General features: G+C 63.6%; 20 protein-coding genes. 6 read left to right on the top strand and 14 right to left on the bottom strand.

Translation table 11 applies throughout. The features are described 5' to 3' along the window. The first annotated feature begins 260 nt into the window (after positions 1 to 260). The gene (locus M1P90_RS18015) at positions 261 to 761 is read left to right on the top strand and encodes a hypothetical protein (protein ID WP_483696670.1); all 501 of its coding nucleotides are present in this window, start codon (positions 261 to 263) and stop codon (positions 759 to 761) included. An 88-nt stretch (positions 762 to 849) separates the two neighbouring features. Here M1P90_RS18015 and M1P90_RS18010 read toward each other — a convergent pair whose 3' ends face one another. The 8 genes from M1P90_RS18010 to M1P90_RS17975 form a co-directional block, all read right to left on the bottom strand. Further along, positions 850 to 3,267, bottom strand: a complete 2,418-nt coding sequence (locus M1P90_RS18010) for a transglycosylase SLT domain-containing protein (RefSeq protein WP_483696669.1) — start codon at positions 3,265 to 3,267, stop codon at positions 850 to 852. A gap of 135 nt (positions 3,268 to 3,402) precedes the next feature. Then, positions 3,403 to 3,561, bottom strand: coding sequence for a hypothetical protein (locus M1P90_RS18005; RefSeq protein ID WP_483696668.1), 159 nt, complete (start codon positions 3,559 to 3,561; stop codon positions 3,403 to 3,405). Between the two features lie 318 nt (positions 3,562 to 3,879). After that, complete coding sequence (locus tag M1P90_RS18000; RefSeq protein WP_483696667.1) at positions 3,880 to 4,743, bottom strand: slipin family protein; 864 nt, start codon at positions 4,741 to 4,743, stop codon at positions 3,880 to 3,882. A gap of 195 nt (positions 4,744 to 4,938) precedes the next feature. Then, positions 4,939 to 6,276 (bottom strand): NfeD family protein, encoded by a 1,338-nt coding sequence (locus tag M1P90_RS17995; protein WP_483696666.1) that lies wholly within the window; start codon positions 6,274 to 6,276, stop codon positions 4,939 to 4,941. Further along, positions 6,269 to 6,505 (bottom strand): DUF951 domain-containing protein, encoded by a 237-nt coding sequence (locus tag M1P90_RS17990; protein ID WP_483696665.1) that lies wholly within the window; start codon positions 6,503 to 6,505, stop codon positions 6,269 to 6,271. Before M1P90_RS17990 ends, M1P90_RS17995 begins: the two co-directional genes overlap by 8 nt. Before the next feature lie 243 nt (positions 6,506 to 6,748). Next, on the bottom strand, positions 6,749 to 8,383 hold the full coding sequence (gene mazG, locus M1P90_RS17985; RefSeq protein WP_483696664.1) for a nucleoside triphosphate pyrophosphohydrolase: 1,635 nt from the start codon (positions 8,381 to 8,383) through the stop codon (positions 6,749 to 6,751). A 459-nt stretch (positions 8,384 to 8,842) separates the two neighbouring features. Next, entirely contained in the window at positions 8,843 to 9,091 is a 249-nt protein-coding gene (locus tag M1P90_RS17980) for a hypothetical protein (RefSeq protein ID WP_483696663.1), read from the bottom strand. Beyond that, the gene (locus M1P90_RS17975) at positions 9,057 to 11,345 is read right to left on the bottom strand and encodes a hypothetical protein (RefSeq protein WP_483696662.1); all 2,289 of its coding nucleotides are present in this window, start codon (positions 11,343 to 11,345) and stop codon (positions 9,057 to 9,059) included. Before M1P90_RS17975 ends, M1P90_RS17980 begins: the two co-directional genes overlap by 35 nt. Before the next feature lie 677 nt (positions 11,346 to 12,022). Here M1P90_RS17975 and M1P90_RS17970 point away from each other — a divergent pair. Next, positions 12,023 to 12,532, top strand: coding sequence for a MarR family winged helix-turn-helix transcriptional regulator (locus M1P90_RS17970; RefSeq protein WP_483696661.1), 510 nt, complete (start codon positions 12,023 to 12,025; stop codon positions 12,530 to 12,532). Beyond that, positions 12,498 to 12,851 (top strand): VOC family protein, encoded by a 354-nt coding sequence (locus M1P90_RS17965; RefSeq protein WP_483696660.1) that lies wholly within the window; start codon positions 12,498 to 12,500, stop codon positions 12,849 to 12,851. Before M1P90_RS17970 ends, M1P90_RS17965 begins: the two co-directional genes overlap by 35 nt. A 190-nt stretch (positions 12,852 to 13,041) precedes the next feature. On the opposite strand, the gene M1P90_RS17960 is transcribed toward M1P90_RS17965, so the two are convergent. Both M1P90_RS17960 and lepA read right to left on the bottom strand, forming a co-directional pair. Next, complete coding sequence (locus M1P90_RS17960; protein WP_483696659.1) at positions 13,042 to 14,124, bottom strand: peptidylprolyl isomerase; 1,083 nt, start codon at positions 14,122 to 14,124, stop codon at positions 13,042 to 13,044. 129 nt (positions 14,125 to 14,253) lie between these two features. Then, positions 14,254 to 16,059, bottom strand: coding sequence for a translation elongation factor 4 (gene lepA, locus M1P90_RS17955; RefSeq protein WP_483696658.1), 1,806 nt, complete (start codon positions 16,057 to 16,059; stop codon positions 14,254 to 14,256). A 345-nt stretch (positions 16,060 to 16,404) separates the two neighbouring features. On the opposite strand from lepA, the gene phoU reads away from it, so the two are divergent. Both phoU and M1P90_RS17945 read left to right on the top strand, forming a co-directional pair. After that, positions 16,405 to 17,064 (top strand): phosphate signaling complex protein PhoU, encoded by a 660-nt coding sequence (phoU, locus tag M1P90_RS17950; protein WP_483696657.1) that lies wholly within the window; start codon positions 16,405 to 16,407, stop codon positions 17,062 to 17,064. A 459-nt stretch (positions 17,065 to 17,523) separates the two neighbouring features. Further along, a complete protein-coding gene (locus M1P90_RS17945; RefSeq protein WP_483696656.1) occupies positions 17,524 to 17,802 on the top strand; it encodes an acylphosphatase in 279 nt (92 codons plus the stop codon). A 40-nt stretch (positions 17,803 to 17,842) separates the two neighbouring features. On the opposite strand, the gene M1P90_RS17940 is transcribed toward M1P90_RS17945, so the two are convergent. The 4 genes from M1P90_RS17940 to M1P90_RS17925 form a co-directional block, all read right to left on the bottom strand. Next, positions 17,843 to 18,982 carry a cystathionine gamma-synthase gene (locus M1P90_RS17940; RefSeq protein ID WP_483696655.1) on the bottom strand — a complete coding sequence of 380 codons (1,140 nt, stop codon included), beginning with the start codon at positions 18,980 to 18,982 and terminating at the stop codon, positions 17,843 to 17,845. Between the two features lie 114 nt (positions 18,983 to 19,096). After that, positions 19,097 to 19,744: a V4R domain-containing protein gene (locus tag M1P90_RS17935; protein WP_483696654.1), complete on the bottom strand. Its 648-nt coding sequence runs from the start codon at positions 19,742 to 19,744 to the stop codon at positions 19,097 to 19,099. 360 nt (positions 19,745 to 20,104) lie between these two features. Continuing rightward, entirely contained in the window at positions 20,105 to 21,181 is a 1,077-nt protein-coding gene (gene cobT / locus M1P90_RS17930) for a nicotinate-nucleotide--dimethylbenzimidazole phosphoribosyltransferase (protein ID WP_483696653.1), read from the bottom strand. Next, on the bottom strand, positions 21,178 to 21,783 hold the full coding sequence (locus tag M1P90_RS17925) for a histidine phosphatase family protein (RefSeq protein ID WP_483696652.1): 606 nt from the start codon (positions 21,781 to 21,783) through the stop codon (positions 21,178 to 21,180). The genes cobT and M1P90_RS17925 overlap by 4 nt, the downstream gene beginning before the upstream one ends. A gap of 102 nt (positions 21,784 to 21,885) precedes the next feature. On the opposite strand from M1P90_RS17925, the gene M1P90_RS17920 reads away from it, so the two are divergent. Next, complete coding sequence (locus M1P90_RS17920; protein ID WP_483696651.1) at positions 21,886 to 23,691, top strand: ABC1 kinase family protein; 1,806 nt, start codon at positions 21,886 to 21,888, stop codon at positions 23,689 to 23,691. Positions 23,692 to 23,766 lie beyond the last annotated feature (75 nt).

Below are 23,766 nucleotides of genomic sequence, written 5' to 3'. Positions count from 1 at the left end.
ATGTCGTTTTTGGAGGGCGAGGAAGTGACGTTGTGCCAGTTTGTGCGGTTGCGTGGGCATCCCTGCAACTCTCGCCGGTCAAAAAAATCAAAACCCGAAAAACAACTTCGGCGCGAATGACTGGCAGGCGAATCTTGCGATAGAAAGCCCTATCCGCTCCGCCGATGGGCGGCGTGCCAGTTTGACTCGCAGGCAGGAGATTGGTATAATCGGCGTAACCGTTCGTTTTTTCACAGATTACGCGCCAGGAGGCCAGTACGATGGACCCGGTTACCTACCTAACGACCTTTTCCTCCGATTTTGGAGCGCTTGAATGGCTCTACCTGGTTGCACAGGTGGTGCTGGCAGGTGCCGGGGCGTACCTTGTTTTCTTGCGCGCCGAGCCACACCCGGTGCGCCGCGAAGCATCGCGCATGTTGGGCTACGCGCTGCTGGCGGTTGGTGTGCTGGGTCTGCTCTTCGGCATCCTGCGCCTGGTTCCGGTGCAGCTCTTTACCATGCCGATCTGGTTCACGATTGCGACGGTGCTCGAGCTTGTGCTCGCGATCTACGCGGCCTATTTCCTGTTTTCAGTGCTGCCCGGCCGGGTTGCTGCCTACGATGCTTCGAATCGTAAAGGTGGCCGCCGCGGCCCCAGCCGGCCTCAGCCCGCGCTTCAGGCAAATGGCGCAAACAGCACGCCAGCGATTAGCGCGCCGCGCCCGCCCGCGATGACGACCCGCCGCGATTCGCGCCGCGACCGCAAGCGCCGCTCGAAGTAAGTTTCGTTTCTATAACGCAAAAGGCGAAGCCAGCCGGCTTCGCCTTTTGCGTTATGCGGGTTTCAAAAAACCCATCCCCGCGCTCGCGCTAGCCTGTGCTGCTCGGCACGGCATACAGCCGCTGGTATGCGCCATAGTAGCCATACACCAGCTTGACGTAATTGCGTGTCTCGTCGTAGTCAATCGCCTCGGTGAAGCGATCGGGGTCGGCGACGCGTGTGCCGCCGGCCCAGCGCTGGGCGTTGCCCGGCCCACCGTTATAGGCGGACAGCGCGGCCTGCAAGCTGCCTTCCATGGTTTCGATCTGGTGGCCCAGGTAGAACGCGCCAAAGCGAATGCTCACCGCCGGGCGATACAGGTCGTCTTCGTGGAAATCGGCCACTTGCAGGTTTTGCGCGATGCCCTGCGCGGTGGAAGGCATGACCTGGGCCAGACCGCGCGCGCCAACCCACGAAGTTGCGCCGGGGTTGAACAGGCTTTCCTGCCGCAGCATGGCGTAGAGCGCCAGCGGGTCGAGGCCATGCTCGCGGGCCTGGGCAAGCAGGACATCGCTGTAGGGCGTGGGAAAGATCAGGCGGCGCAGTGCCTCGGGCGCGTGCGCGAAGCTCGCGTCTGGCCCCGCGTGCGCTACATCTTCGGCGGCTTTGAGCGCGATGTAGGGCACGCCGTGGTCGTGCGCCAGCCGCGCCAGCAGGTAGAGCTTGCCCGGGTCGTCGTGCCAGGCGGCGCGGGCGCTATTCCACTCGGCGATTGCTTCGGGCTGCAAGCCAACATCGCTCAGAGCGATTGCGCGCAGCACCGACGGCGCCTGCACGACCTCGGGCGGGTAGCCCTGGTCGGCAAGGTGCACGGCTGGCTCCTTTGACCACGAGGCGATCCAGTCTTCGGCGGCGCGCCAGCTTTCGGCGCTGATTGGCGTGTCGAGCGCGACCGTGCCAGTGATTGGGGTACCGAGCAGCTCGTCGGCGCGGGCCGCGTAGTAAGAGTCGGGCGCGGCGTCACGCGCGGCGGTGAGCATCGTGCGCCGCTCGGGCGATTCTGCGCCAAGGGTTTGCGCGGCCCAGAAGGCGGCCTGCGCGGCGGCCACGCCACGGCTGTGCTGGCGCAGGGTTTCCCAGGCTGCGCGTGCTTCGTCGCCGCGCCCGGTGTTGAAGAGCGACCAGCCAGCGACATACAGCGCGTCGTGGGCCTGCTCGCTGTCGGGGTAGCGCTGGCCCAGCTCAAGCTGCTGGCGAATCACGCCTTCGGCGTCGTTCAAGCGCCCCAGCAGCGTGGCGACGCGACTAAGTGCCTCGGGGGCGCGCGCGTCGTCGGGGTAGGCGGCGGCGAACTGGCGGTAGCCGTCGATCGCGCCCTGGGTGTCGCCGTTCTGCCCACCCGTCTGCACCCAATCGAGCTGCGCCTGGCGACCGGGCTCGCTGTTGGGCGATTCAGCGCCAATTGCGGCGAGGGCATCGAGCGCGCCGGCGAAATCGCCGGTGGCGCGCTGCGCCAGCGCCCGCAGCCGCCGCAGCTCCAGCGCGCCGTCGCCGCTGGCTGCGGCAATCGCGGCATCGTAGAGCGGCAGCGCAGTGGCCCACTGCTCGTGCGTGGCGTAGACCTGCGCGGCATCAGCAGGAGACAGACCGCCCTGTGGGTCGGCGGCGAGCGCGTTAGCGGCGTCGAGCGCCTGGGGCGTGGCGGGCAGCTCCGCGGCGATCTCGCGCCGCCAGGTGCGCGCGTCGTCGGGCGCGTTTTGTGTGTCGGCCAGCGCCGCCGCGTCGAAGAGAATGCGCGCGCGATAGTCGGGCGATTCGGCAAAGCCGAGCAGCGTGCGGTAACGCGCAAGCGCCGCGTCGTTCTGCCCAAGCTGTTTGCGCAGCGCGATGGCTTTTTCATAGGCCCCGGCGCGCTCGCCCGCCACGATGTCGGTTTGCGCGGCGGCCTCGTAGCTCTGCGCGGCGGCGTCGTTCTGCCCAAGCGCCTGCTGCTGGGCGGCCTGGCGCAGGCGCGCATATGGCTCCAGCACGGTGGCAAAGCTGCGGTAGCGCTCGTACTGGGCGACGGCGCTGGTCCAGTCGCCGGCCTGCTCGTAGCCGCGCGCCAGCAGGAAGACCGCCCGCGCGTACAGGTCGTCGGGCGGCTGGCCGGCGGCGGGCTGCGCCTCGCTGGCGAGAAATGCGCGCAACGCCTCGATTGCCGAGGTCCAGCGCTCGCGCAGCACAAAGCTTTCGGCCAGGTAGAAGCTGGCCGGGCGCGCTTCGGCGCTGGCGGGGTGGGCGTCGAGCAGCGCGCGCAGATCAATGGCGGCGGCATCGTAGTCGCCCACGCTGCGGGCCGCGAGCGCGCGGTTCAGCAGCTCGGGGGCGGGCAGGGCGGTGAGGGCGGGTGTGGCAGTGGCGGCTGGCGTGGGCGCGGCGGTGGCCGGGCCGGTGGTGGCGGCCGGCGGCGCAAGCGCGACCACGTCGCAGCCGGCCAGCAGCAGCGCCAGCATCAGCCAGCCGGCGCGTCGTCGTGCATTGTTCATGGGCGGCATTGTACCATGCCGGGAGACAGGAGACAGGAGACAGGAGACAGGAGACAGGAGACAGGAGACAAGGAGACAGGAGACAGGAGACAAGGAGAAGCTTGTCTTCGTCCGGTACATTGTCGTTGCCGGACGCTACAGTGCCGTTGCCGGGCGGTGCATTGCCATTGACGGGCGGTACAGTGCCGTTGACGGCTGGTGCAGTGTCGTTGCCGGGTGGTGCAGTGTCGTTGCCGGGCGGTGCATTGCCATTGCCGGGCGGTACAGTGCCATTCCCGGCTGGTGCATTGCCATTGCCGGGTGGTGCATTCCTTTCAAACCTGCAACAGGCGTATGCGATACGCCCCGGCTGCATCCTGCCAACCTGCAACTTCTCTGCGTTCTTTGCGCGCTTTGCGGTTGACTATTCCGCTATTGGTCGTCAGTTGTCTGTCGTCGGTCGTCGCTCAACCTGCAACCTGCCAACCTGCAAACTTGTAACTCAAAACCTCCGTGCCTCTGTGTCTCTGTGGTGAAACATCTTGTCGTCGGTCGTCACAACGCGCCCCAACGCCACACGACGCCCTGCACTGTGCAAGGCGCCGTGTGTTCTGTACGAAACGGTGGGTGCGCTTAGCCGTCGAGGCGGCGAGTGTCGCCGGACTGCGGCGGCTGGTCGGTGGGGGGCGCGACCACCGGGGTGGGGCGATTGCCAGGCGCACCATTCACGCCGGCGTAGTTGGCCATATCGGTGAAGACCTTGATCGTGTCGACGGGCAATGGGAAGATGATCGTGCTATTTTTCTCCACCGCAATCTCCGTCAGCGTTTGCAGGTAGCGCAGTTGCAGCGTCACCGGCTCGCGGGCGATGATGTCGGCGGCCTCGGCCAGCTTCTTGGAAGCCTCGAACTCGCCGTCGGCGTGAATGATCTTGGCGCGCTTCTCGCGCTCGGCCTCGGCCTGCTTGGCCATGGCGCGCTGCATGCTCTGCGGCAGCTCGACATCCTTGACCTCGACAATCGTGACCTTCACGCCCCACGGCTCGGTTTGCTCGTCGATGATCTTTTGCAGGCGCTCGTTGAGCTTTTCGCGGTGCGCCAGCAGCGTGTCGAGATCGACCTGACCAACCGCGCTGCGCAGCGTCGTCTGGGCGATCTGCATCGTCGCGCGGATGTAGTCCATCACCTTGACCACCGCGTAGTTCGGGTTGACGACCATGAAGTAGAGCACCGCATTGACCTTGATCGTCACGTTGTCGAGCGTGATGACCTCCTGCGCCGGCACGTCCATCGTGATCACGCGCGTATCGACGCGCACCATGCGCTCGAACACCGGGATGAGGAAGAACAGGCCCGGCCCGCGCGCGCCAACCAGGCGGCCCAGGCGGAAGACCACGCCGCGCTCGTACTCGGGCACAATCTTCACCGCCGACAGCACAACCATCAGCACCAGAAAGAGAATGACCGCAATACAAAGCAGTAAAATGGCACCGTTCATAGGGAAGCTCCTTCTACGACGAATGACCAGGGACGAATGACGAAAACTGCTGAACTGAGTTGCAGGTTTGAAAGTTGCGGGTTTGCAAGTTCTCGCTCTTTGGTTCTCGGTTCTCGGTTCTTTGGTTCTTTGGTTCTTTGGTTCTCTCGGTATCTGCGTAATCTGCGTAATCTGTGGATTACCTTACCTCGATTGCTAGCTCGCCGCAGCCGGCGCGTCGAGGCGGCGCACAATCAGCCGCAGATCGTGCGTTGCGACCACGCGCACCCACTCGCCCGCCTCGGCCGGCTCGCCGTCGATGATCGCCTGCCAGAGCGCGCCTTCCACAAATACCATGCCGTCGGGCGCGAGCCGCTGGCGCACTTCGGCCAGCTTGCCAACCATCGCTTCCTGGCCGGTGGAAATCGGCCGCTCGCGGCTGCGGAGGGCCAGCCAGAGCGCCAGCGCCGCGAAGGCCGCCAGCGCCACGCCCACCAGCACAATTGCCCAGACGGCCACCACTGCGCCGGGAGCCTGGGCCGGGTCGATGATATTCAGCGCGCTGACGGCCAGCAGCGCCACGCCCGCCACGGCCAGCGCGCCGTGCGCGTGGGCAATGAACTCGGCCACCAGCAGCAGCAGCGCCAGCACGAGCAGGCCCAGCGCCCAAAGCTGGAGCGGCAGCACGAACAAGCCCAGCGCGGCCCCGGCCAGCAGCACAACGCCCGCGCCCGCAAACAGGCTCGTTCCCGGCGCGGCAAACTCCAGCCCAATCGCAATCACGCCCAGCACCAGCAGCACAAACGCCACGGTTGGGTCGGCCAGCGCCAGGCGCAGGCTTTCCCACGCGGTCGGCGGCACATCGACTACGTTGCGCCCTAACGCGCTGATCGTCACACTGCCGCCACCCTGCACGGCCACGCGCCGGCCTTCAAGCAGCGTCAGCAGCTCGCCATCATTTGCGGCAACCAGATCGACGGCGGGCGGTTTCAACACGCTGGCCTGCTGGTTGTCGAGCACTACGCCCGCGCGCACGGCCTGCTCGATCCAGGCCAGGTTGCGGCCATGCGTGGCGTTCCACTCGCGCAGCTGCCCAGCCACGCTGTCGAGCAGCATATCGCGGGTTTGCTCGCTCAGTGCCGCATCGACATCGGCCAGCGGCGCGGGGCTGCCAAAGCTGGTGCCGGGCGCGAGCGCCGAAATGTGCGCGGCGCTCAGGAACAGCGCGCCAGCCGCGCCCGCGTGCGTGCCGCCCGGCGTGACATACACCACCACCGGCACATGCGCGGCGGCGATCTCGCCCGCAAAGGCGCGCGCCTCGCTCAGCACCGCGCCGTGGTTGCTCAGCTCGATAAGGAGCGCGCTGGCGTTGGCGGCCTCGGCCAGCTGCAACGCGCGCCGCAGGTAGCCGGTGCTGACCGATGTGATTGTGCCGCCGACGGCTGCGCGATAGATCGGGCCAGCGGCGGCGGGCTGCTGCGCACCGGCGGGTTGCGCGCCAATGAGCACAAGCAGCAGCAGCAAAGCCAGCAAGAAACGGCGGGCGCTAGGCATCGGCGGCATCCGGCTCGGGCGCAGCGCCGGGCGTGCCACGCGCCACAAACTTCTTGATCCGGCGCTCGAACGTAGAGCGCGGCAGCAGCACGCGCCGCCCGCACTGCTCGCAGCGCATCCCGATCTCGGCGCCCAGGCGCACCACGCGCCAGGTGCTGCCTCCGCACGGGTGCGGCTTGCGCGTCTGCACGACATCGCCAATATACAGTTCAATCGGCGGCTTTGGCATGGGTCTTTCTATCTGTGTCCACAGATTTCGTAGATTCAGTATCCACAGATTTCACAGATGACGCAGATTAAGGGTTTGAGTATTCGTTAGCGTCATTTCTAACGAGCTGGCTCCTAGTTCTCGGTTCTTTGGTTCTCGGTTCTGTGGTTCTCGGTTCTGTGGTTCTGTGGTTCTTGGTCCTCTCTGCGTAATCTGCGTAATCTGTGGATAAATAAGGCCAACTCACCACGCGGCATTTGTCCCTCACTCCGCCGCGCTCTCGTCTTTCGCCTGTGCCCACAGCGCTTCCTTTTCGGGCACGCTCAGCGCCGTGAAGTCGCGCCCTTGCTCCGCGAGCACGCGCTGCATGGCGGCGAAGCGGCGGCGGAACTTGGCAATCGCCCCGCGCAGCGCGCTTTCGGCGTCGAGCTTCAAGCGCATGCTCAGCTTGGCAATCGCCAGCAGCAGGTCGCCAAACTCCTCCGCCACGCGCTCGGCGCGGGCCGCATCGTCGGGGTAGGGCTCGGTCGTCGCCGCGGCGCGCACTTCGTTCAGCTCCTCGTGCAGCTTCTCCCAGGCCCACTGCGGGTCGTCCGAGTCGAAGCCGGCCTTGGCGGCCTTGCGCACGGTTTCCTGCGCGGCCATCAGCGCGGGCAAGCCGGGCGGGATGCCGTCGAACAAGCCGCGTGGCGCTTTTCCACCAGCTTCGCGCTCGGCCTGCTTGATCGCGTCCCAGTTCACCAGCACCTCGCCGCTGCCGCTCACCGTCACATCGCCAAACACATGCGGGTGCCGGCGAATGAGCTTGGAAGCGATCTGCTCATACACGTCGCCAATGTCGAACTCGCCGGCCTGGCGCGCAATCTCGCTGTGCATCAGCACGCTCAGCAGCACGTCGCCCAGCTCTTCCGAAAGGGCGTCGCTGTCGTCGGCGTCGAGCGCCTCCAGCACTTCGTAGGTTTCTTCCAGCAGTTCGGGCCGCAGCGACTGGTGGGTCTGCTCGCGATCCCACGGGCAGCCGCCCGGCCCCAGCAGGCGTGCCACCACGTAGCCAATCCCCTCGGGGCTGCGCCGGTCGGCCAGTGGGTCGAGCGCGGGCACAAATGCGCAGCTCAGGTGATCCAGCGCGTCCTGATGGTCGATCTCATGCAGCGGCACCGTCCACACCTGCTCGTCGCCATCCACGCCAGCCGCGCGCACCAGCGTGATCGGGTGGCTGGCCGGGTAGCGCTCCATCAGCGAGATTTTCACCTCCGAGGCGACGCGCCGGTTGTAGATCTGGCAGATCAGGGCCGGGCGCGTGGGCAGCAGCGGGAAAGGCAGTAATGGCGGTTGATATGGGCCAACACCTTGAATTTCGGACCACGCCGCTTGTGAGTTTTGAGTGTTGAGTGTTGAGTGTTGAGTTGTGCTTGCCTCGGATAACTCAGAATTCAACACTGTGAACTCAACACTGGGCACCATGTCCAGCGCGTCGATCAGCTGCATGCCGTGCTCCAGCGGGTCGCGCCCCAGCGCGGCGCACACCGGCTCGATAAAGCTCAGCCCACCGACAATGCGTGTCTCGATGCCGCGCGCCCGCGCCTGCGCCAGCAGGAGGCGCGTGGTTGCCTCGGCCACCAGCGGGTGCCCCGGCACGGCGTAGACCAGGCTTTCGCCGCCCGCCGCGCGCTCGATCAGCTCGCCAACGATCTGCGCATACACATCGCCAAACGCGCCGGCCTGCTCGTAGCGCGCATCGAAGGGTCGCAGCTCGATCTGCGGCGGCAGCGCGGCGACGGTGGGATGGATGGCTGTGCGCAGGTAGAGCAGCGGCGTGTGTTCGAGCAGATCCCAGGCCTGGCGCGTCAGCAGCCCGGCGTCGCCGGGGCCAAGGCCCAGAATAGTAATCGTTGCCAAGCAAAACCTCTTCCATGCATGCGTGCGGCCGGTGGCTCCCCATTATACCGCGAACGGTGCCGGGTTCGCAGGTTTGCGGGTTGCAGGTTGCAGGTTTGCCGTGAGGGCGGCGAATTTACCGCAGAGGGGGAGATTTACCACCAAGACACGAAGGCACGAAGGTTTTGAAGAAATGGATCGTATGGCTTGCCGAAGGAGGTGCCAGCAAACGAGCGCCGATGGGGTATTTAACCGCAAAGAGCGCAGAGGGCGCGGAGGTTTAGGAAAACGATTTGCTGCTGCCTACCGCATACTGCCAACTGCAAATTCAGCATTCAGCACTCAAAACTCAGCACTCACCCGCTAGGGTATTTAACCGCAAAGAGCGCAGAGGGCGCGGAGGTCTAGGAAAACGACTTGCTGCTGCCGACTGCCTACTGCCATCTGCAAACTCAGCATTCAGCACTCAACATTCAAAACTCACCCACCCAACTCCCCCAGCAGCCGCTCGGCCGCATCGAGCGCGGGCTTGTAGCAGTGCGGCGGGCCATCGCACCACGCGCGCTCGCGCGCCTTCTCCGCGTGCTGGCGTGCGGCGGTGCGCTGGTTCTCCGCCATCTCCAGCCGTGCCAGAAACAGGTGCGCGTCGGCCTGCACAAGCCGGTACTCGCAGCGGTCCGCAATTTGGAGCGCCTCATTCGCATCCGCGCGCCTGGGCCACGTTGCCACTGAGTTGATGCCAGCGTGCCCACGCTAGCAAAATATCTGGTTCATGATAAATCAAATTAATCTTACGGCAGCGCGTGAGTGCATCGGAGAGGTGAATTTCAGCCTCGGTCAATATATTAGCTTTGCTTTCAACTTCATCAATTCCTGTCAGTAGCGCCGCGCCAAGCAACCACTCGGTACGAATAATGTCGCGCTCATATTTCGCGACATCGGCAAGCTCGCGCGCCCGGCGTGCGCCTGCCAAAGCAGCTTTTGGCTCGTTAACGAGTAAAGCTCGCAGGGAGCGATTGGCCGACAGGACACCCTCACTTTGTTGCTCGCTTTGTTTCTGAAATGTTGCTTGTGCAATGTCCAGTTCCGTCGCAGCTTCCTCAAACATGCCCTGATAAGCCAGCAGTCGCCCAAGCTCCTGGTGTCCAACAGCTTCCCAAGGCTCATCTTCGATCTCGCGGCACAGCGCGATGCTGTGGCGCAGGTTCTGCTCGGCGGCGGCCTGTTCGCCAAGGATGATTTGAGCCATATAAGCAATGTTGCCCAAGCCAATGGCGAGATTTTGCTTGTCATCTACTGCTTCCTGAATTGCATTCTGTTGCTCAAACAGCAGCACGGCTCGGCGCGGCTGGCCGGCCATGCTGTAGGCGTTTGCCAATGAATTCAGCGTCCATGCTTGATCGCTTTCATCCTTTAGCCGGGGAGGCTGTGATTCGCCGTCGGGGAATAAGGCAATCAGCAGGTCAATGCAGGTCTGATATGCGCCCAGGCGGAAGTAGAGCGGAATTATAAGACGGTCTCGGAATAGCTCAAACGCCTGTTCGTAGCGTCCGGCGCGTACACTATGGTGGTAAAGCTCAATCACCGGCAGCAGGTCGTCCAGGCTCTGTATTCTGTCTTTTTCTGGCGCGGAAAAGACCACAAAATAATCGTACAAGCGGACGTGCACGCGCAATTTATCGACCAAGCGCTCATAGGGATAGCCGCGTACCACCGGGTGCAAGTCGTAGCGTTCTTGCTCTGGGTCGAAAAACAGTAGACCGCGATCTTCAAGCTCCTCCAGCGCCTGGTCAAATCGCACAGTGTCGGTGTAGTTGTTCATTGCCAGCAGCGCATCGTAGGTCATTGGGCTACGAAAAGCAGCCAGGCGGCTCAGCAGCCCGCGCTTTGGCGCGTCGAGCTGATCATAGGCGACTTGCAGAATGTGGTGCTGCGCCTGCCCTTTCAGCTCGGGCAGGATGGGATATTGCGCCGCCGCCTTGATGTCGCCGGGCATGCGCTTGTTCTTCTTCACCACGCCGGCCAGCAGGCGCAGCGATAGCCCGTGGTAGCCATAGGGTGCGCAGGCGGCCTGGATCTCGGCGCGTGTGCCGCGAATGCCCTGCCCATGGAAAAAGGCCACTGCATCGTCAGGATTGATTCGTGCCAAATCCTTGCGCTCGCAGCCGGCCAGTTCGTCCAGCTCGCGCGGGAACAGGCGGCTGGTCATCAGGATGCGACTCTTGAGCGGCAGCGTGGCGGCGTCGCGCAGAAAGCGCGCGGTGTGCGGGCTGATGCAGGCGCGATGCTCGCCCTGTTTTTCTTTCTCTACGTCATCGCCCTGGTAGACCGCGCCCAGGCTGGCATAGGCGCGCAGCTCGCGCTCAAAGCCATCCAGCACCAGCAGCAGGCGCTGGCTCTGCAACATGCTCAGCAGCATGCGCACTTTGTCGTAGGTGGATGCGATGTCGCGTGCATTGGTGCGTCGCTCGCTGGCGTAGCTAATTGCTTCGTCTAGAAAATTCTCAAAGCCAGCACCCGTTTCGTAGAACGACCACCACAGCACGCCGGTTGGGCGGGCGTTCTCGGGCAGGCGGCAGGCCGCCGCAGCATCGGGTGTGTCTGTGCTTGCGCCGGGCAGCGGCAGGCCGAGCACATCGCGTTGCAGCCAAGCCCAGCTCAGCGCCGATTTGCCCATGCCACCAATGCCAATCAGCACCAGCACTGGCTGCGCGCCACTGGCGAGCCACGCGCTCAGCATCGTGCGCTCGGCCACGCGCCCGGTAAAACCCGACTGGATCGGGTAGGGATGCACAAAATCGGGATCGGGTGGGCTGGGCAGACCGGCACGCGCAGCCGCTTCTTCCAGCCGCGCGATCTCAGCTTCCAGCTCTTCGATTTCCATTGTGATTTGCGGCCGCGTGTCAAAGCCGGCGCGTGCCTGCTGCTGCCTTAACAAGATTAGGCGGCGCTTTAAGTTGAATAGAATCTCGTCGTCGCTCATAGCTGCAATGTCTCGCGCTAGGTGGTGGTACCTGCCGTGGGGCTAAAGCCCTCGGCTCCATTTGCGAAGGCCGCCTGCGCGGCCTCGTGTTGCCGGCTGGAAATGCCCTGGGCGTTGGTTTTGTAGCATAACTCCGCCTAATGATGATGTTGTGCAAATATAGAAAGCAGCCCGCGTAGGCGGGCTTTGCAATGCCTAGCCCGCTCGTTTACGAGCCGGGCACCAGCGTATTTTGCCAATGCGCCATTATAAGCTGGATATCGGTCGATTGCCTAACGTATGCCATTGAATGGGTTCGACAGTTGCGCAAGAACAGGGCAATGGGGCAAACAGGCGGGCGATTGTGCCTGGTAATGGAATCGGCGTCATTATAGGTGAGGCATGCGCCGCGCGTCAACGAATGCGTGTGGCGGTACGCTTATCTAACCGCAAAGGTTTGGCGAACGACCAACTACCGACGACTGACGACCGGAGGCGGGAGATTTCACCACGAAGGCACGAAGGCACGAAGACACGAGGGCTTGAGATGCCGCCAACTGCCAACTGCCAACTGCCAACCGCCAACTGCCCACTGCCAACTGCCAACTGCTTCCTGCCAACTGCCAACTGCCGACTGCCGACTGCTCCGCCCAGCGATGTATTGACAGGGTATTGTCATATTGGTAATATACTGTCATATGGACGAGCCGCAGCAGCACGATGATGCCTTCACCGCCATCATCATCGAAATCTTTCGCCTCAACAACCTCATTCTTGAGGACGGCGACCGCATCACGCAGCCGGTTGGCCTCACCAGCGCGCGCTGGCAGGTGCTTGGCATTGTCGAGCACGGCGCGGTGCCGGTGGCGCATGTTGCGCGCAATCTGGGCCTGAGCCGCCAGACTGTGCAGCAAACCGCCGACGGTCTGGCGCGCGACGGCTTCATCACCTACCGCGAAAACCCGCACCACCGTCGCGCCAAGCTCATGCAGATCACCGCGCAGGGAACGCGGGCGCTTGAATACGTGCAGGCGCAGCAGCAGGCGTGGGCCGAGCAGATCAGCGGCGGGCAGGCGCCCGAAGACCTGGAAGCGGCGCTCGGCGTGCTGCGTGCGATTCGTGAGCGCCTGGAATGTAACCCCTCACGTCCTGCCAGCAAAAGGAGGAAAACCAATGAAACTGAACCACCTGAACCTGACGGTCACTGACCCGATGGAGACGCACGATTTTCTGGCAAAATATTTTGGCCTGCGCAGCCTGGGCGGCAACAAAAACATGGCCTTTCTGGCCGACGACGACGGCGCAGTGATTTCGCTCACCAACGTCAAGATTGGGAAGGAAGACGAGGTGCGCTACCCGGCCACCTTCCACGTCGGCTTTATGCAGCCGAACGAGGAGCAGGTCAACGCCATCAATCAGCGCCTGAAGGACGACGGCTACGATGTCGCGCCGCCCAGCAAGCAGCACGGCTCGTGGACCTTCTATTTCACTGCGCCGGGCGGCTTTGTGCTCGAAGTGCTGTGCTGAGCGAGGAGTCAGAAGGAAGAATTCAGGAGTCAGTGCTTTGCTGATGGGAAATCAAGGGGTCGGGGCGTGTTGAGCAAATCAGAGTTTGTGATGCAAGTCGGGGCGTAGAGAGCAAGTCGGGTCGGGTCGGGGTCAGGGTCGGGGTCGGGTCGGGGCGTATTGCATACGCCCCGACCCGACTTGCATGGCCTTACGGTGCGGCAGTGGGTGCCGGCTGCTCCTGGGCCGGCGGAACCGGCGCGGCCGTCGGGTCGGGGTAGGTTGGCACCACGATGCGGCCAGACTGCTGCGCCTTGGCGCGCTCATCGCTCAGCAGCTTCTCGAAGGCCGCGTTGCGCTGCGTGTTCAGCTCTTGCAGCACCTGCTGGTCGATCTGCGTGGTTACCTGGTCGGCGGACATCGCAGGCACCTCGCGCAGCGGCTCGAGCAGCTTGATGATATGGTAGCCAAACTGGCTTTTCACTGGCGTGGTGGTGTACTCGCCCGGCTTGAGCGCCTCGACGGCCTGCTCGTACTCGGGCACGAATGAGCCCACGCGCGTCCAGTCGTACTCGCCGCCATTATCCTTCGAGCCGGGGTCGTCGGAAAGCTCCTTCGCCAGCGCGGCAAAGTCCTCGCCTTTTTGCAGGCGTGCCAGCGCAGCATTGGCCTTTTCCAGCGCCGCCGCAAAATCGCCGTCGGTGGGGGTCGCGCCGCTCTGCGGGTCGCCCGCCGCGAACAGAATATGCGCCGAGTGGAACTCCTTCACCTTCTGCGAGGCCTGCGCCTGCACCTGCGGCTCGATCTGCGCGCGCACAGTGTCGGTCGTCACCAGCGTCTCCGAGAGCTTCTGGCGGGCCACAAAGAACGAAGCAAACGTGCGGAACTCGGGCGAGTCGCCGCCGGGCAAGCCCAGCGCGCCCTGCACTACTTCGTCGAAGGTGGTGTTCTGGCCGCTCTGGCTGATCTGCTGGCGAAACTGGTTGATCAGGTTCTCAACCTCGGCATCGCTCACCGCCACGCCTTTTTGCTTGGCCAGCGCCAGCACAAGATTCTGATTAATAAAACCATTGGTGCCGTCGACAAGCTCTTTCTCGACATCCTGGCGCGAAGGCGTTGGGCTGCCACTCTGCGGCTGCTTGGCAAACGCGTCCAGAATGCGGTCAATTCGCTTGTCGAGATCCTGGCGTGAAAGCGTGACGTTATCGACGCGCGCCACCGTTTGGGCGGCCGGGCTGCCACAGGCTACCAGGGCCAGGGCCGCAACCAGGCCAACCATCCATCGTTTGAACACTACATTGCTCCTTATATGGTACCGTGCCAATGACGCTGTTAAAAGTGGATTTTGTTGCCAGCTCGGCGGCTCTGCAGTTCTTTGGCAGCCGAACGGCCGAGCCAGAAATCTTATTCCTGAAACGCTGTTTTAGTCGTCGTTCAGCGACAGAATCGCCATAAATGCTTCCTGCGGGATCTCGACGCTGCCAACCATCTTCATGCGCTTCTTGCCTTCTTTTTGCTTTTCCAGCAGCTTGCGCTTGCGCGTGATGTCGCCGCCGTAACACTTGCTGAGCACGTCCTTGCGCATGGCCTTGACGGTCTCGCGGGCTACGATTTTATTCCCAATGGCGGCCTGGATGGGCACCTCGAACTGCTGGCGCGGAATGAGCTTGCGCAACTTCTCCACCAGTGTGCGGCCGTTGGCAAAAGCGAAATCGCGGTGTGCAATCAGCGAAAGCGCGTCGACAGGCGTGCCATTGACAAGAATGTCGAGCTTGACCAGATCGGCTTCCTGATACCCGGCCAGCGCGTAATCGAGCGAAGCATAGCCCTGCGTGCGCGATTTGAGCTGATCGTAGAAATCGATCACAACCTCGGCCAGCGGGATTTTGTACTTGAGCAGCACGCGCTGCGGGTCGAGATAATCCATGGTTTCAAATGCGCCGCGCTTGTTCGTCACCAGATCCATAATCGTGCCGATGTAGCGCGTGGGCGTAAACACGCTGATCTGCATGACCGGCTCTTCGATGCTGGCGATCCGCACAACTTCGGGCATATCCGAGGGATTATCCACGGCAACGACCTCGCCGTCGGTGAGCAGCACCTGATACTCGACGCTGGGCGCGGTAATCAGCAGATCGAGGTTGTATTCGCGCTCCAGCCGCTCACGCACAATTTCCATATGCAGCAAGCCAAGAAAGCCGCAGCGGAAACCAAAACCCAGCGCGGCCGATGTTTCCGGCTGGTAGGCAAGCGCGGCATCGTTAAGCTTGAGCTTTTCCAGTGCTTCGCGCAGGTCGATATAGGCGTTCGACTCGACGGGGTACAGGCCGGCGAAGACCATGGGCTTGGCGGGGCGGTAGCCTTCCATTGGCGTCGCGGCTGGCCGGCTCGCCAGGGTGACGGTATCGCCCACCTGGCAGTCGACTACCGACTTCAGCCCGGTGGCGATATAGCCAACTTCGCCAGGGCCAAGCTCGGGCAGTGGCGTCATACCGGGCCGGAACGCGCCAAGCTCCAGCGTATCGGCTTCCACCTGCGTGCCCATCAGCAGGATGCGCGCGCCGCTCGCCAGCACGCCATCCAGCACGCGCACGTAGGCGATGACGCCTTTATAGGCATCGTAGTGTGAGTCGAAGATCAGCGCGCGCAGCGGCTGGTCGCGCTGGCCGCTCGGCGGCGGCATACGCTCAACGACTGCTTCCAGGATTTCGGTGATGCCGATGCCGGCTTTGGCCGAGGTATGGAGCACTTCTTCTTTTGGCATGCCCAGCACATCTTCGATTTCCTGCGCCACCATCTTCGGCTCGGCACCAGGCAGGTCGATCTTGTTCAGCACCGGCACAATCGTCAGGTCGTGCTCCAGCGCCAGGTACACATTCGCCAGCGTCTGCGCTTCAATACCCTGCGCCGCGTCGACCACCAGGATCGCGCCTTCGCAGGCGGCCAGCGCGCGCGACACTTCGTAGGTAAAATCGACATGCCCAGGGCAATCGATCAAATTCAGCTCGTATGTCTCGCCATCGTTGGCGCGGTAGGCCATGCGCACAGCCTTGGCCTTGATGGTGATGCCTTTTTCGCGCTCAAGGTCCATGCCGTCGAGCAGCTGGTCGCGCCGCTCACGCGAGCTGATCGTGCCGGTCGTTTCAAGCAGGCGATCCGACAAGGTGGTTTTGCCGTGGTCGATATGCGCAATAATAGAAAAGTTCCGAATCCGCTGTTGATCTTGCATAGGGTTTGTATTGAATAGCGTCGGGAGGACGCGATAGCACGCGCGGCAAGTGACAGGCGTGGCAGGCACGAACAAAAGGCACAGCGCGCCAGTGGCATGATGCGCTTCGGCTCAGTATAGCAGCATCAAGCGGGGAACGCAAAGCTGCGCGGATGAGGAAACTCTTACCAATCCTTAACACACCCTTAGCATTGCGCGCATAGCATGGTGTGAAATGATGTGCCACAGTGCCTGAAGCCTGTTGCGGTGCATGGGCAGCTATGATAGCATGTCGCTACCGCGCTGAGCCGTTGAATACTCGCACTCGTGCCGACCAGGCGCTGGTAATATTGAAGGAGCCTTTCCATGCGCGATCGTTACCTCCGGCAGCTCAAACTTGTTCACGATGACCTTCTGCGCATGGGCAGCCGGGTCGAGCATGCGCTTGCCGACGCCATGCGCGCGCTTGCCACCTGGGACACTGGCCTTGCCAATCAGGTGATCCAGGGCGATCGCGAGATCGACGATGCGCGCAACGCGATTGAAGAAGCGACCCTTGAGCTGCTCGCCACCCAGCAGCCCGTGCTTGCCACCGACCTGCGCACGCTGAACGCGACGATCGCGATTGCGGGCGAGCTTGAGCGCGCTGGCGATTATGCCAAGGGCATCGCCAAGCGTGTCGATCGCTGCCTGCGCGCCCCTTCGCTGATCGAAACCCCGCCCGGCCTGCACCGCATGGGCGCGCTCGCGCAGGAAATGCTGCATACCTGCCAGGATGCCTTTGTGCGGCTGGACGTTGGGCTGGCGCGCTCGCTCGCCCGCGAAGATGAGCGCGTGGACGAGCTGGAAGATAGCGTGGTGGCCGAGCTGATGGCGGTAGCGCGCAAAGACCCCACCAAGCTCGACAGCGTGATCTACATGCTCGATGTGGCGCGCACGCTTGAGCGCCTGGCCGACCGCACCACCAACATCGCCGAGCGGGTGATTTTCATCGCCACCAACGTCACCGAGCAGCTCAACACCTGAAACCCAGCTCGGGCAAATACGAACAAACGCCACCCTACGCACTACGCACTATGAATCTTAGTGTGTAGTGCGTAATGCGTAGTACGCTTCAGAATGCCCTAAACCTCCTGCCCCTTCACGCCTTCTTTTCTGAAAACTGCTATAATGTCCTCCACAAATTTCGCCCGTGTTGGGCTTTGCTTCTAACCCCAATACCATCCACATAAGAATAAGAACGCCAGGAAGTTATACCAAACAGATACGGCGGCATAGAGAGCTTTAGGATGCTCCAACCTCCTTGGTGTTTTGGTTTCGTGGTGGTTATTTGAACGATACTGGGGCTAGCCCAGCTCGTGTTGAGAAGCTACAACAATCCCAGATGATTTGTAAAAAGAAAATGGGTTGTTACGCTGGCGGGTTCTTGGTTCTTGGTAGGTTGGCTCGATGGCAGATACGCACGAAACTGCGGAGGGGGCGGCTATGGAACGGGTGCGGGCGCATGTCACGATTAACGGGCGCGTCCAGGGGGTCAATTTCCGCGCATCGACGCAGCAGCAGGCTGCTACCACGGGTGTGAGCGGCTGGGTGCGCAACCTCGACGATGGGCGCGTTGAGGCAGTGTTTGAAGGGCCGCGCGCAGCGGTGAGCCGCATGGTGAGCTGGTGCTACGGCGGGCCGCGCTACGCCCGCGTTGAAAAGGTTGATGTCCAGTGGGAAGCGCCCACCGAGCAAGACAGCACTTTCCGCATTGTATGGTGATGAGGGCCGGAGCCAGCACTGCTGGCCCCGGCCCTTGCTTTTACCCCAGCGCCTGCGCCAGGTCGGCAATCAAATCCTCGGCCTCTTCGATGCCAACCGACAGGCGCACCAGCCCGCCCGGCACTTCCAGCTTCGAGCCAGCCACGCTGGCGTGCGTCATGCCCGCCGGCACCTCGATTAAACTCTCGACACCACCCAGACTTTCGGCCAGCGTAAACAGGTGTGTGCGCGTTACCAGGGCGTTGGCCGCCGCCTCGCCGCCATGCAGAATGAGCGAGATCATGCCGCCAAAATCGCGCATCTGGCGCTTGGCGAGCGCGTGCTGCGGGTGGCTGGGCAGGCCCGGATAGATCACCTGGGCGACGGCCGGGTGTGTTTCCAGAAACTGTGCCACGGCCATTGCGTTGGCGCTATGGGCGCGCATACGCAGCGCCAGCGTTTTCAGGCCGCGCAGCACCAGCCACGAGTCGAACGGCCCCGGCACGCCACCAGCCGCGTTCTGCAAGAATTTCAGCCGCGCATACAGATCGTCGTCATTCAGCACCAGCGCGCCGCCAACCACATCGCTGTGCCCACCCATATACTTCGTGGTGCTGTACAGCACAATGTCGGCACCCAGCTCCAGCGGGCGCTGCAGGTAGGGCGAGGCGAACGTATTATCGACCAGCGTCAGCACGCCGCGCGCGCGCGCCAGCTCGGCAATGCGCGCAATGTCGGCCAGCTTGAGCATGGGGTTGGTTGGCGTTTCGAGCCAGACCAGCCGGGTTTCGGGGCGGATGGCCTCGGCGACTTCTTCGGGGTCGCGCGTGTCGACAAAGTCGAAGCTGATGCCGTGGCGCGCAAACACTTTGTCGAACAGGCGGTAGGTGCCGCCGTAGCAGTCATCCCCGCCAATGACATGATCGCCCGCCGAAAGCGCCAGCAGCACCGCCGTTTCGGCAGCCAGGCCCGACGCAAAGGCCAGCGCGTGCGCGCCGCCGTCGAGCGCGGCCAGCGCAGTTTCCAGCGCGGTGCGGGTAGGGTTGCCCGAGCGCGCATAGTCGTAGCCCTTGTGCACGCCCACCGCCTCCTGGGCAAAGGTCGAGGTCTGGTAGATCGGCACGATCACCGCGCCAGTTGTGGCTTCGGGCTCTTGCCCGGCGTGAATGGCGCGGGTCGCAAAACCGTATGAATCACTCATCGTTGTGTCCTTTTTTGCTCATCATCGAGCTGGCATTATAGCACCGGGGGAAGAACAAAGAGCCGAGAGCGATGTAGCTCTCGGCCCGGGGTGCGTCGGAAGAAAGTATCTTGCTTAGTCGATGGCGTCTTTGTCGATGGCGAAGGTGCAGGTGGTGCCACCCATCGCGCGGCACTCGATCTCTTCCATGTGGAAGGAATGCCCGCCCGTCACCCAGGTCAGCGCTTCTTCCAGAATACCCTGCGCCAGGTGGCAGCACGGCTTGTCGCTGTGCCGGCCCCAGCACACCGGGCACTTCTCGATGATGTAGAGAAACTGCCCCTTGCGCTCTTCCACCCGCGTCGGCTGATCCGAAAAACGGTCGAAGGTCTGCGCGGTCGCGTTCAGCGCGATCTTCATTTTCATGGTCATCGGCATGAGCTTGAGCGCCAGGTCGGCCATGCCGAGCAGCGGGCCAAACTCCTTCAGGCCGAGGTTGAAAGCGTAGCGACCGGCGCGCAGCTCCATGCCGCGTGCGCCGCGCGGGCCATACATCGTCTCGGTCGATTTGGAGATGGTGGTCAGGTCGGCAAAAGGAAACTCGCGCTTGAGGTTGGAGGGCGGGTAGGTGTTGACCAGGTGGCGCGCGCCAGCCAGGTTAAGCAAGGCGTTGACGCCGTTGCGGCCCATCACGTCCTCAAGGCTGATCAAATACAAGCGCCCGATCAGGTTCGGGTAAAAGCGCGGCTCAAGGTCAGTTGCGGTGCCACGTTCCTCTGGCATGAGTTGGCTCCTTACAGGTACACGGACTGGTGATGCTCATCGCCTACGAGCGACCACGAATCGAACTGGCGCCGATTCGTGCGGCACTTACTACAGAGTCTAAACGGTCGGCTCTGATTATACCTGATCAAAACGTAATCAATGTTGCGACAGAGACGCGCGTTTGATTTGGCGCTAAACGCCTGTATGACGGCATGTACGTGCCAGCGGCTGGCGGCCGTACGGCTGCATGTGGCGATGAGCGCAAACGGTATGACTGCCCCTAGTATAAACGATTTATCGATGTTTGTGGCAATAATGCGATTGCTTTGTCATAGAATATCACCCTGAGCGCTTTACATCTCCTCGGCCCAAAGTCGCTCAGCGCGCCGATCTGTCTTCGCTGGCGGGCTGCTCGGGCGCTGCCATGTCGCGCATGAGGCGCGTGGCTGCGTGGATGAGCGGCAGCGCCAGCGCCGCACCGCAGCCTTCGCCCAGGCGCATGTCGAGCGCGAGCAGCGGCTGCAGGCCCAGAAACTCCAGCGCGACGCGGTGCCCCGGCTCGGCGGTGCGGTGCGCGGCCAGCAGGCCGTGGCGCAGCTCGGGAGCGAGTGCGAGTGCCACAAGCGCGGCGCTCGCGCTGGTGAATCCGTCGAGCACGACCGGAATGCGCCGCTCGGCGGCCGCAATTGCCGCGCCAGCCAGCACGCCAATTTCAAAGCCGCCCAGCTCGCTCAGCACGCCGATTGGGTCGGCCGGGCGGGCGCGGGCGCGGCGCAGCGCCCCGGCAACGACGCTGCGCTTGTGCGGCAGGCGCGCTTCGTCGAGGCCCGCGCCGCGCCCGGTGGTCAGTTCGGGCGCAACGCCTGTGAACACACTCGTGAGGCAGGCGGCGGCTGTCGTATTGCCCGCGCCAAGCTCGCCAAGCAGCAGCAGATCCAGCCCGGCCTGCGCCTCAGCCGTGACAATGCGCGCGCCAGCCAGCAGCGCGGCGGCGGCCTGCGCCCGCGTCATGGCCCCTTCGCGGGCGATGTTGCGCGTGCCCGGCCCAATCGCAACCCGCCGCAAACGCGGGTGGTCGGGCAGCGTATTCGCCAGGCCAGCATCCACCGCAACAATGCGCGCGCCAGCAGCCGCCGCCAGCGCATTGATCGCTGCGCCGCCGCGCAGCACGTTGTGCAGCATCTGGGCAGTTGCGCCGGGCGGCTGTGGGCTCACCCGCTCGGCCACAATGCCGTGGTCGGCGGCGGCAAGCAGCACGGCGGGCGCGCTGAACTCGGGCCGCACCTGCCCGGTGATCGCGGCCAAACGAATGATCAGCGGCTCAAGCGCGCCCAGCGCGCCGGGCTGCCGGCTCAGGCGCTCCAGCCGCGTGCGCGCCGCCGACTGGGCCGCGCTGTTCGGGCCGCGCACGCGCGCGCACAGGTCGCGCAGCGCGATTTCGTCAGATGTATTCATAGACGTGGGACCTCGTTGACCATCCGAATAATCGCGCTGGTGCCATACACGTCGACGGCCGTCACGCTGCCCAGGTCGGCCCGCCAGCGCCAGTGCAGCGTGGGCGGCATGCCGCTGAGCATGCACAGCACCAGCTGGATGGGCGTGGCGTTGGTGACGACCAGCACGCGACCTCCAGGGAATTGGCCCAGCAAGCTCCGCCAGGCTTCCACCACGCGCGCCGCCACTTCGGCCAGGCTTTCGCCGCCAGCCGCGCGACCGTGGAGCGGGTCGGCAAAGCGGGCGGCCGCCTCGCGTGGGAACTGCGCGCGCACTTCGGCGTAGGTCATGCCTTCCCACACGCCCTGCGCGGTTTCGGCCCAGCGCGCATCTTCAAAAAACGTTGCCGCCCGCTCGCCAATGATCGTTTCGGCGGTGGTTTGCGCGCGCAGCTCGGGGCTGAGCACGCAGGCGCGGAAGGGGATGCGCCGCAGACGCCCGGCCAGCGCGGCGGCCTGGCGCTCGCCAAAGGGCGTAAGCGGGCTGTTGGTGCGGCTCTGGTAGCGGCGGGCCCGGTTCAGCTCGGTTTGCCCGTGGCGAACGAGCCAGATGCTGGTGCGCATAGCGACCTTTGTGCAAGCGTGCGGCAGCGGAAGGCCATGTCGTAGAGATGCTAGCACGCGAGGCGGGCCGCGTCAATCGGTTCCGTCGTGTATAATAGGCATGTGCAAACTATCACGAATGCCCCACAAACAGCGCCGGCCCGGCCACCCACCAACCTGCCGCCGCTCAACATCCGCCCGCGCCGTCGTTTTTTGCGCATCTCGTGGTATTTCCTCGGGGTGATTATTCACGTCTTCCTAATCGACATTTTGCTCAGCCGCTCGCGCCTGACGCGCTGGTACCCGCGCCGCACCGGCATGCGCCGCTGGGTGGGCATTGCGCGCCGCTTTCGCGGGCTGGCCGTGCAGATGGGCGGCGTGCTGATCAAGCTCGGCCAGTTCCTTAGCTCGCGCGCCGACATTCTGCCCGTGCAGATCACCGACGAGCTTGCCGGCCTGCAGGACGAAGTGCCGCCCGCGCCGCTGCCCTACATTCTTGCAACTATTATGGAAGACCTCGGCGCAGCGCCCGACGAGCTGTTTGCCGAGTTTACGCCCACGCCGGTTGCGGCGGCTTCGCTTGGGCAGGTGTTTTTTGGCCGCCTGCGCGACGGGCGCGAGGTCGCGATCAAAGTGCAGCGCCCGCGCATCGACGAGATCGTGCAGATCGACCTGCGCGCAGTGGAATGGGCCGTGCGCATCATCCGCCACTACCCCGCGATCAAGCGCCGCGCCGACCTGCTGGCGCTGTTTGAAGAGTTCAAGCGCGTGCTGATCGAAGAGCTTGATTACCTTCTGGAAGCGCAAAACGCCCTCGCCGTGCGCGCCAACCTCGCGCAGATGCCGGGTGTATACATTCCCGAACCCTACCAGGAAATGTCGACGCGGCGCGTGCTGGTGATGGAGCGCATCAGCGGCATCAAGATCACCGATATTGCCGCGCTGGATCGCGCCGGGATCGACCGCAGCGATCTTGCGCAGCGCTTTTATCGCGCTTATTTGCAGCAGTGGTTTCTCGACGGTGTGTTTCACGCCGATCCGCACCCTGGCAACCTGTTTGTGCGCCCCGAGCCGGCCGTGCTGGCACCCGCGCCGCTGGTGATGGTGGCTGAAAACGCCAATGGGGCAGAGCCAACGCCGGTGGATCATGCCCCGCCAATGCCCGATGCTGCGCCCTACACACTGATCTTTATCGACTTTGGGATGGTTGGGCGGCTTGGCCCGCGCGCCACCGAGGCGCTGCGCGAAGGCACCGTGGCGGTCGCCACCAACGACCCGGCGCGCTTTGTTGGCGCGCTCGATCGCCTGGGCGTGATTTTGCCCCACGCCGACCGGCGGCCCATTATCCAGGCCGCGACAATCCTGTTCCGCCACACCTACGACCGCAGCATCCGCGAGCTGACCAGCGCCGAAGTGGCCGAAAATGTGTTTGGCGAGGTCGAGCACCTTGTGCGCGATCTGCCCTTCCAGATGCCACAGGATTTGATCTACATGGGTCGTGCGGTGAGCATGGTAAGCGGCATGACCACGGCTATCGACCCCGACATCAACCTGTTCGACACGCTGCGCCCCTTTGCCGAAGAACTCGTTGCCCGCGAGTCGCGCGACGGCGACTGGATTGACCGCGCGCGCAAGGAGCTGACCGGCGCGGGGCAGTTGCTCGCCACGCTGCCACGCCAGATGGATGAGTTCTACAAGGCGGCCAACCGCGGCGATTTGCAGCTGCGCGTCGATCTCAGCCGGCTGGAGCGCAGCATGCGCCGCGTCGAGCGGGCCACTGGGCGGCTGGCGGGCGGTATCATTGCAACGGGCCTGTTTCTGGGCGGGGTGTTTCTGCGCATCAATGGCTTCGCCAGCGAAACGCGCTGGGCCTGGATCGCTGCCGTGCTGGTGGTGATCTGGACACTCTGGCCGCGCTGGGAGCGGTGACGGGGTGAGCAGTAGGCAGTAGGCAGTAAGCAGAGGACAGTAACCTGCAACCTGTAAACATTCAACCTTCAACTG

This window comes from Kouleothrix sp. 19917, assembly GCF_057073505.1.
This window is presented reverse-complemented; position numbering and strand designations above follow the sequence as displayed.

Excerpts from the sequence above, each read along its gene's own strand:
- M1P90_RS18015 (WP_483696670.1), top strand. The coding sequence starts at position 261 with ATGGACCCGGTTACCTACCTAACGACCTTTTCCTCCGATTTTGGAGCG.
- M1P90_RS18010 (WP_483696669.1), bottom strand. The coding sequence starts at position 3,267 with ATGAACAATGCACGACGACGCGCCGGCTGGCTGATGCTGGCGCTGCTG.
- M1P90_RS18005 (WP_483696668.1), bottom strand. The coding sequence starts at position 3,561 with ATGGCAATGCACCAGCCGGGAATGGCACTGTACCGCCCGGCAATGGCA.
- M1P90_RS18000 (WP_483696667.1), bottom strand. The coding sequence starts at position 4,743 with ATGAACGGTGCCATTTTACTGCTTTGTATTGCGGTCATTCTCTTTCTG.
- M1P90_RS17995 (WP_483696666.1), bottom strand. The coding sequence starts at position 6,276 with ATGCCTAGCGCCCGCCGTTTCTTGCTGGCTTTGCTGCTGCTGCTTGTG.
- M1P90_RS17990 (WP_483696665.1), bottom strand. The coding sequence starts at position 6,505 with ATGCCAAAGCCGCCGATTGAACTGTATATTGGCGATGTCGTGCAGACG.
- M1P90_RS17975 (WP_483696662.1), bottom strand. The coding sequence starts at position 11,345 with ATGAGCGACGACGAGATTCTATTCAACTTAAAGCGCCGCCTAATCTTG.
- M1P90_RS17970 (WP_483696661.1), top strand. The coding sequence starts at position 12,023 with ATGGACGAGCCGCAGCAGCACGATGATGCCTTCACCGCCATCATCATC.
- M1P90_RS17965 (WP_483696660.1), top strand. The coding sequence starts at position 12,498 with ATGAAACTGAACCACCTGAACCTGACGGTCACTGACCCGATGGAGACG.
- lepA (WP_483696658.1), bottom strand. The coding sequence starts at position 16,059 with ATGCAAGATCAACAGCGGATTCGGAACTTTTCTATTATTGCGCATATC.
- phoU (WP_483696657.1), top strand. The coding sequence starts at position 16,405 with ATGCGCGATCGTTACCTCCGGCAGCTCAAACTTGTTCACGATGACCTT.
- M1P90_RS17945 (WP_483696656.1), top strand. The coding sequence starts at position 17,524 with ATGGAACGGGTGCGGGCGCATGTCACGATTAACGGGCGCGTCCAGGGG.
- M1P90_RS17940 (WP_483696655.1), bottom strand. The coding sequence starts at position 18,982 with ATGAGTGATTCATACGGTTTTGCGACCCGCGCCATTCACGCCGGGCAA.
- M1P90_RS17935 (WP_483696654.1), bottom strand. The coding sequence starts at position 19,744 with ATGCCAGAGGAACGTGGCACCGCAACTGACCTTGAGCCGCGCTTTTAC.
- cobT (WP_483696653.1), bottom strand. The coding sequence starts at position 21,181 with ATGAATACATCTGACGAAATCGCGCTGCGCGACCTGTGCGCGCGCGTG.
- M1P90_RS17925 (WP_483696652.1), bottom strand. The coding sequence starts at position 21,783 with ATGCGCACCAGCATCTGGCTCGTTCGCCACGGGCAAACCGAGCTGAAC.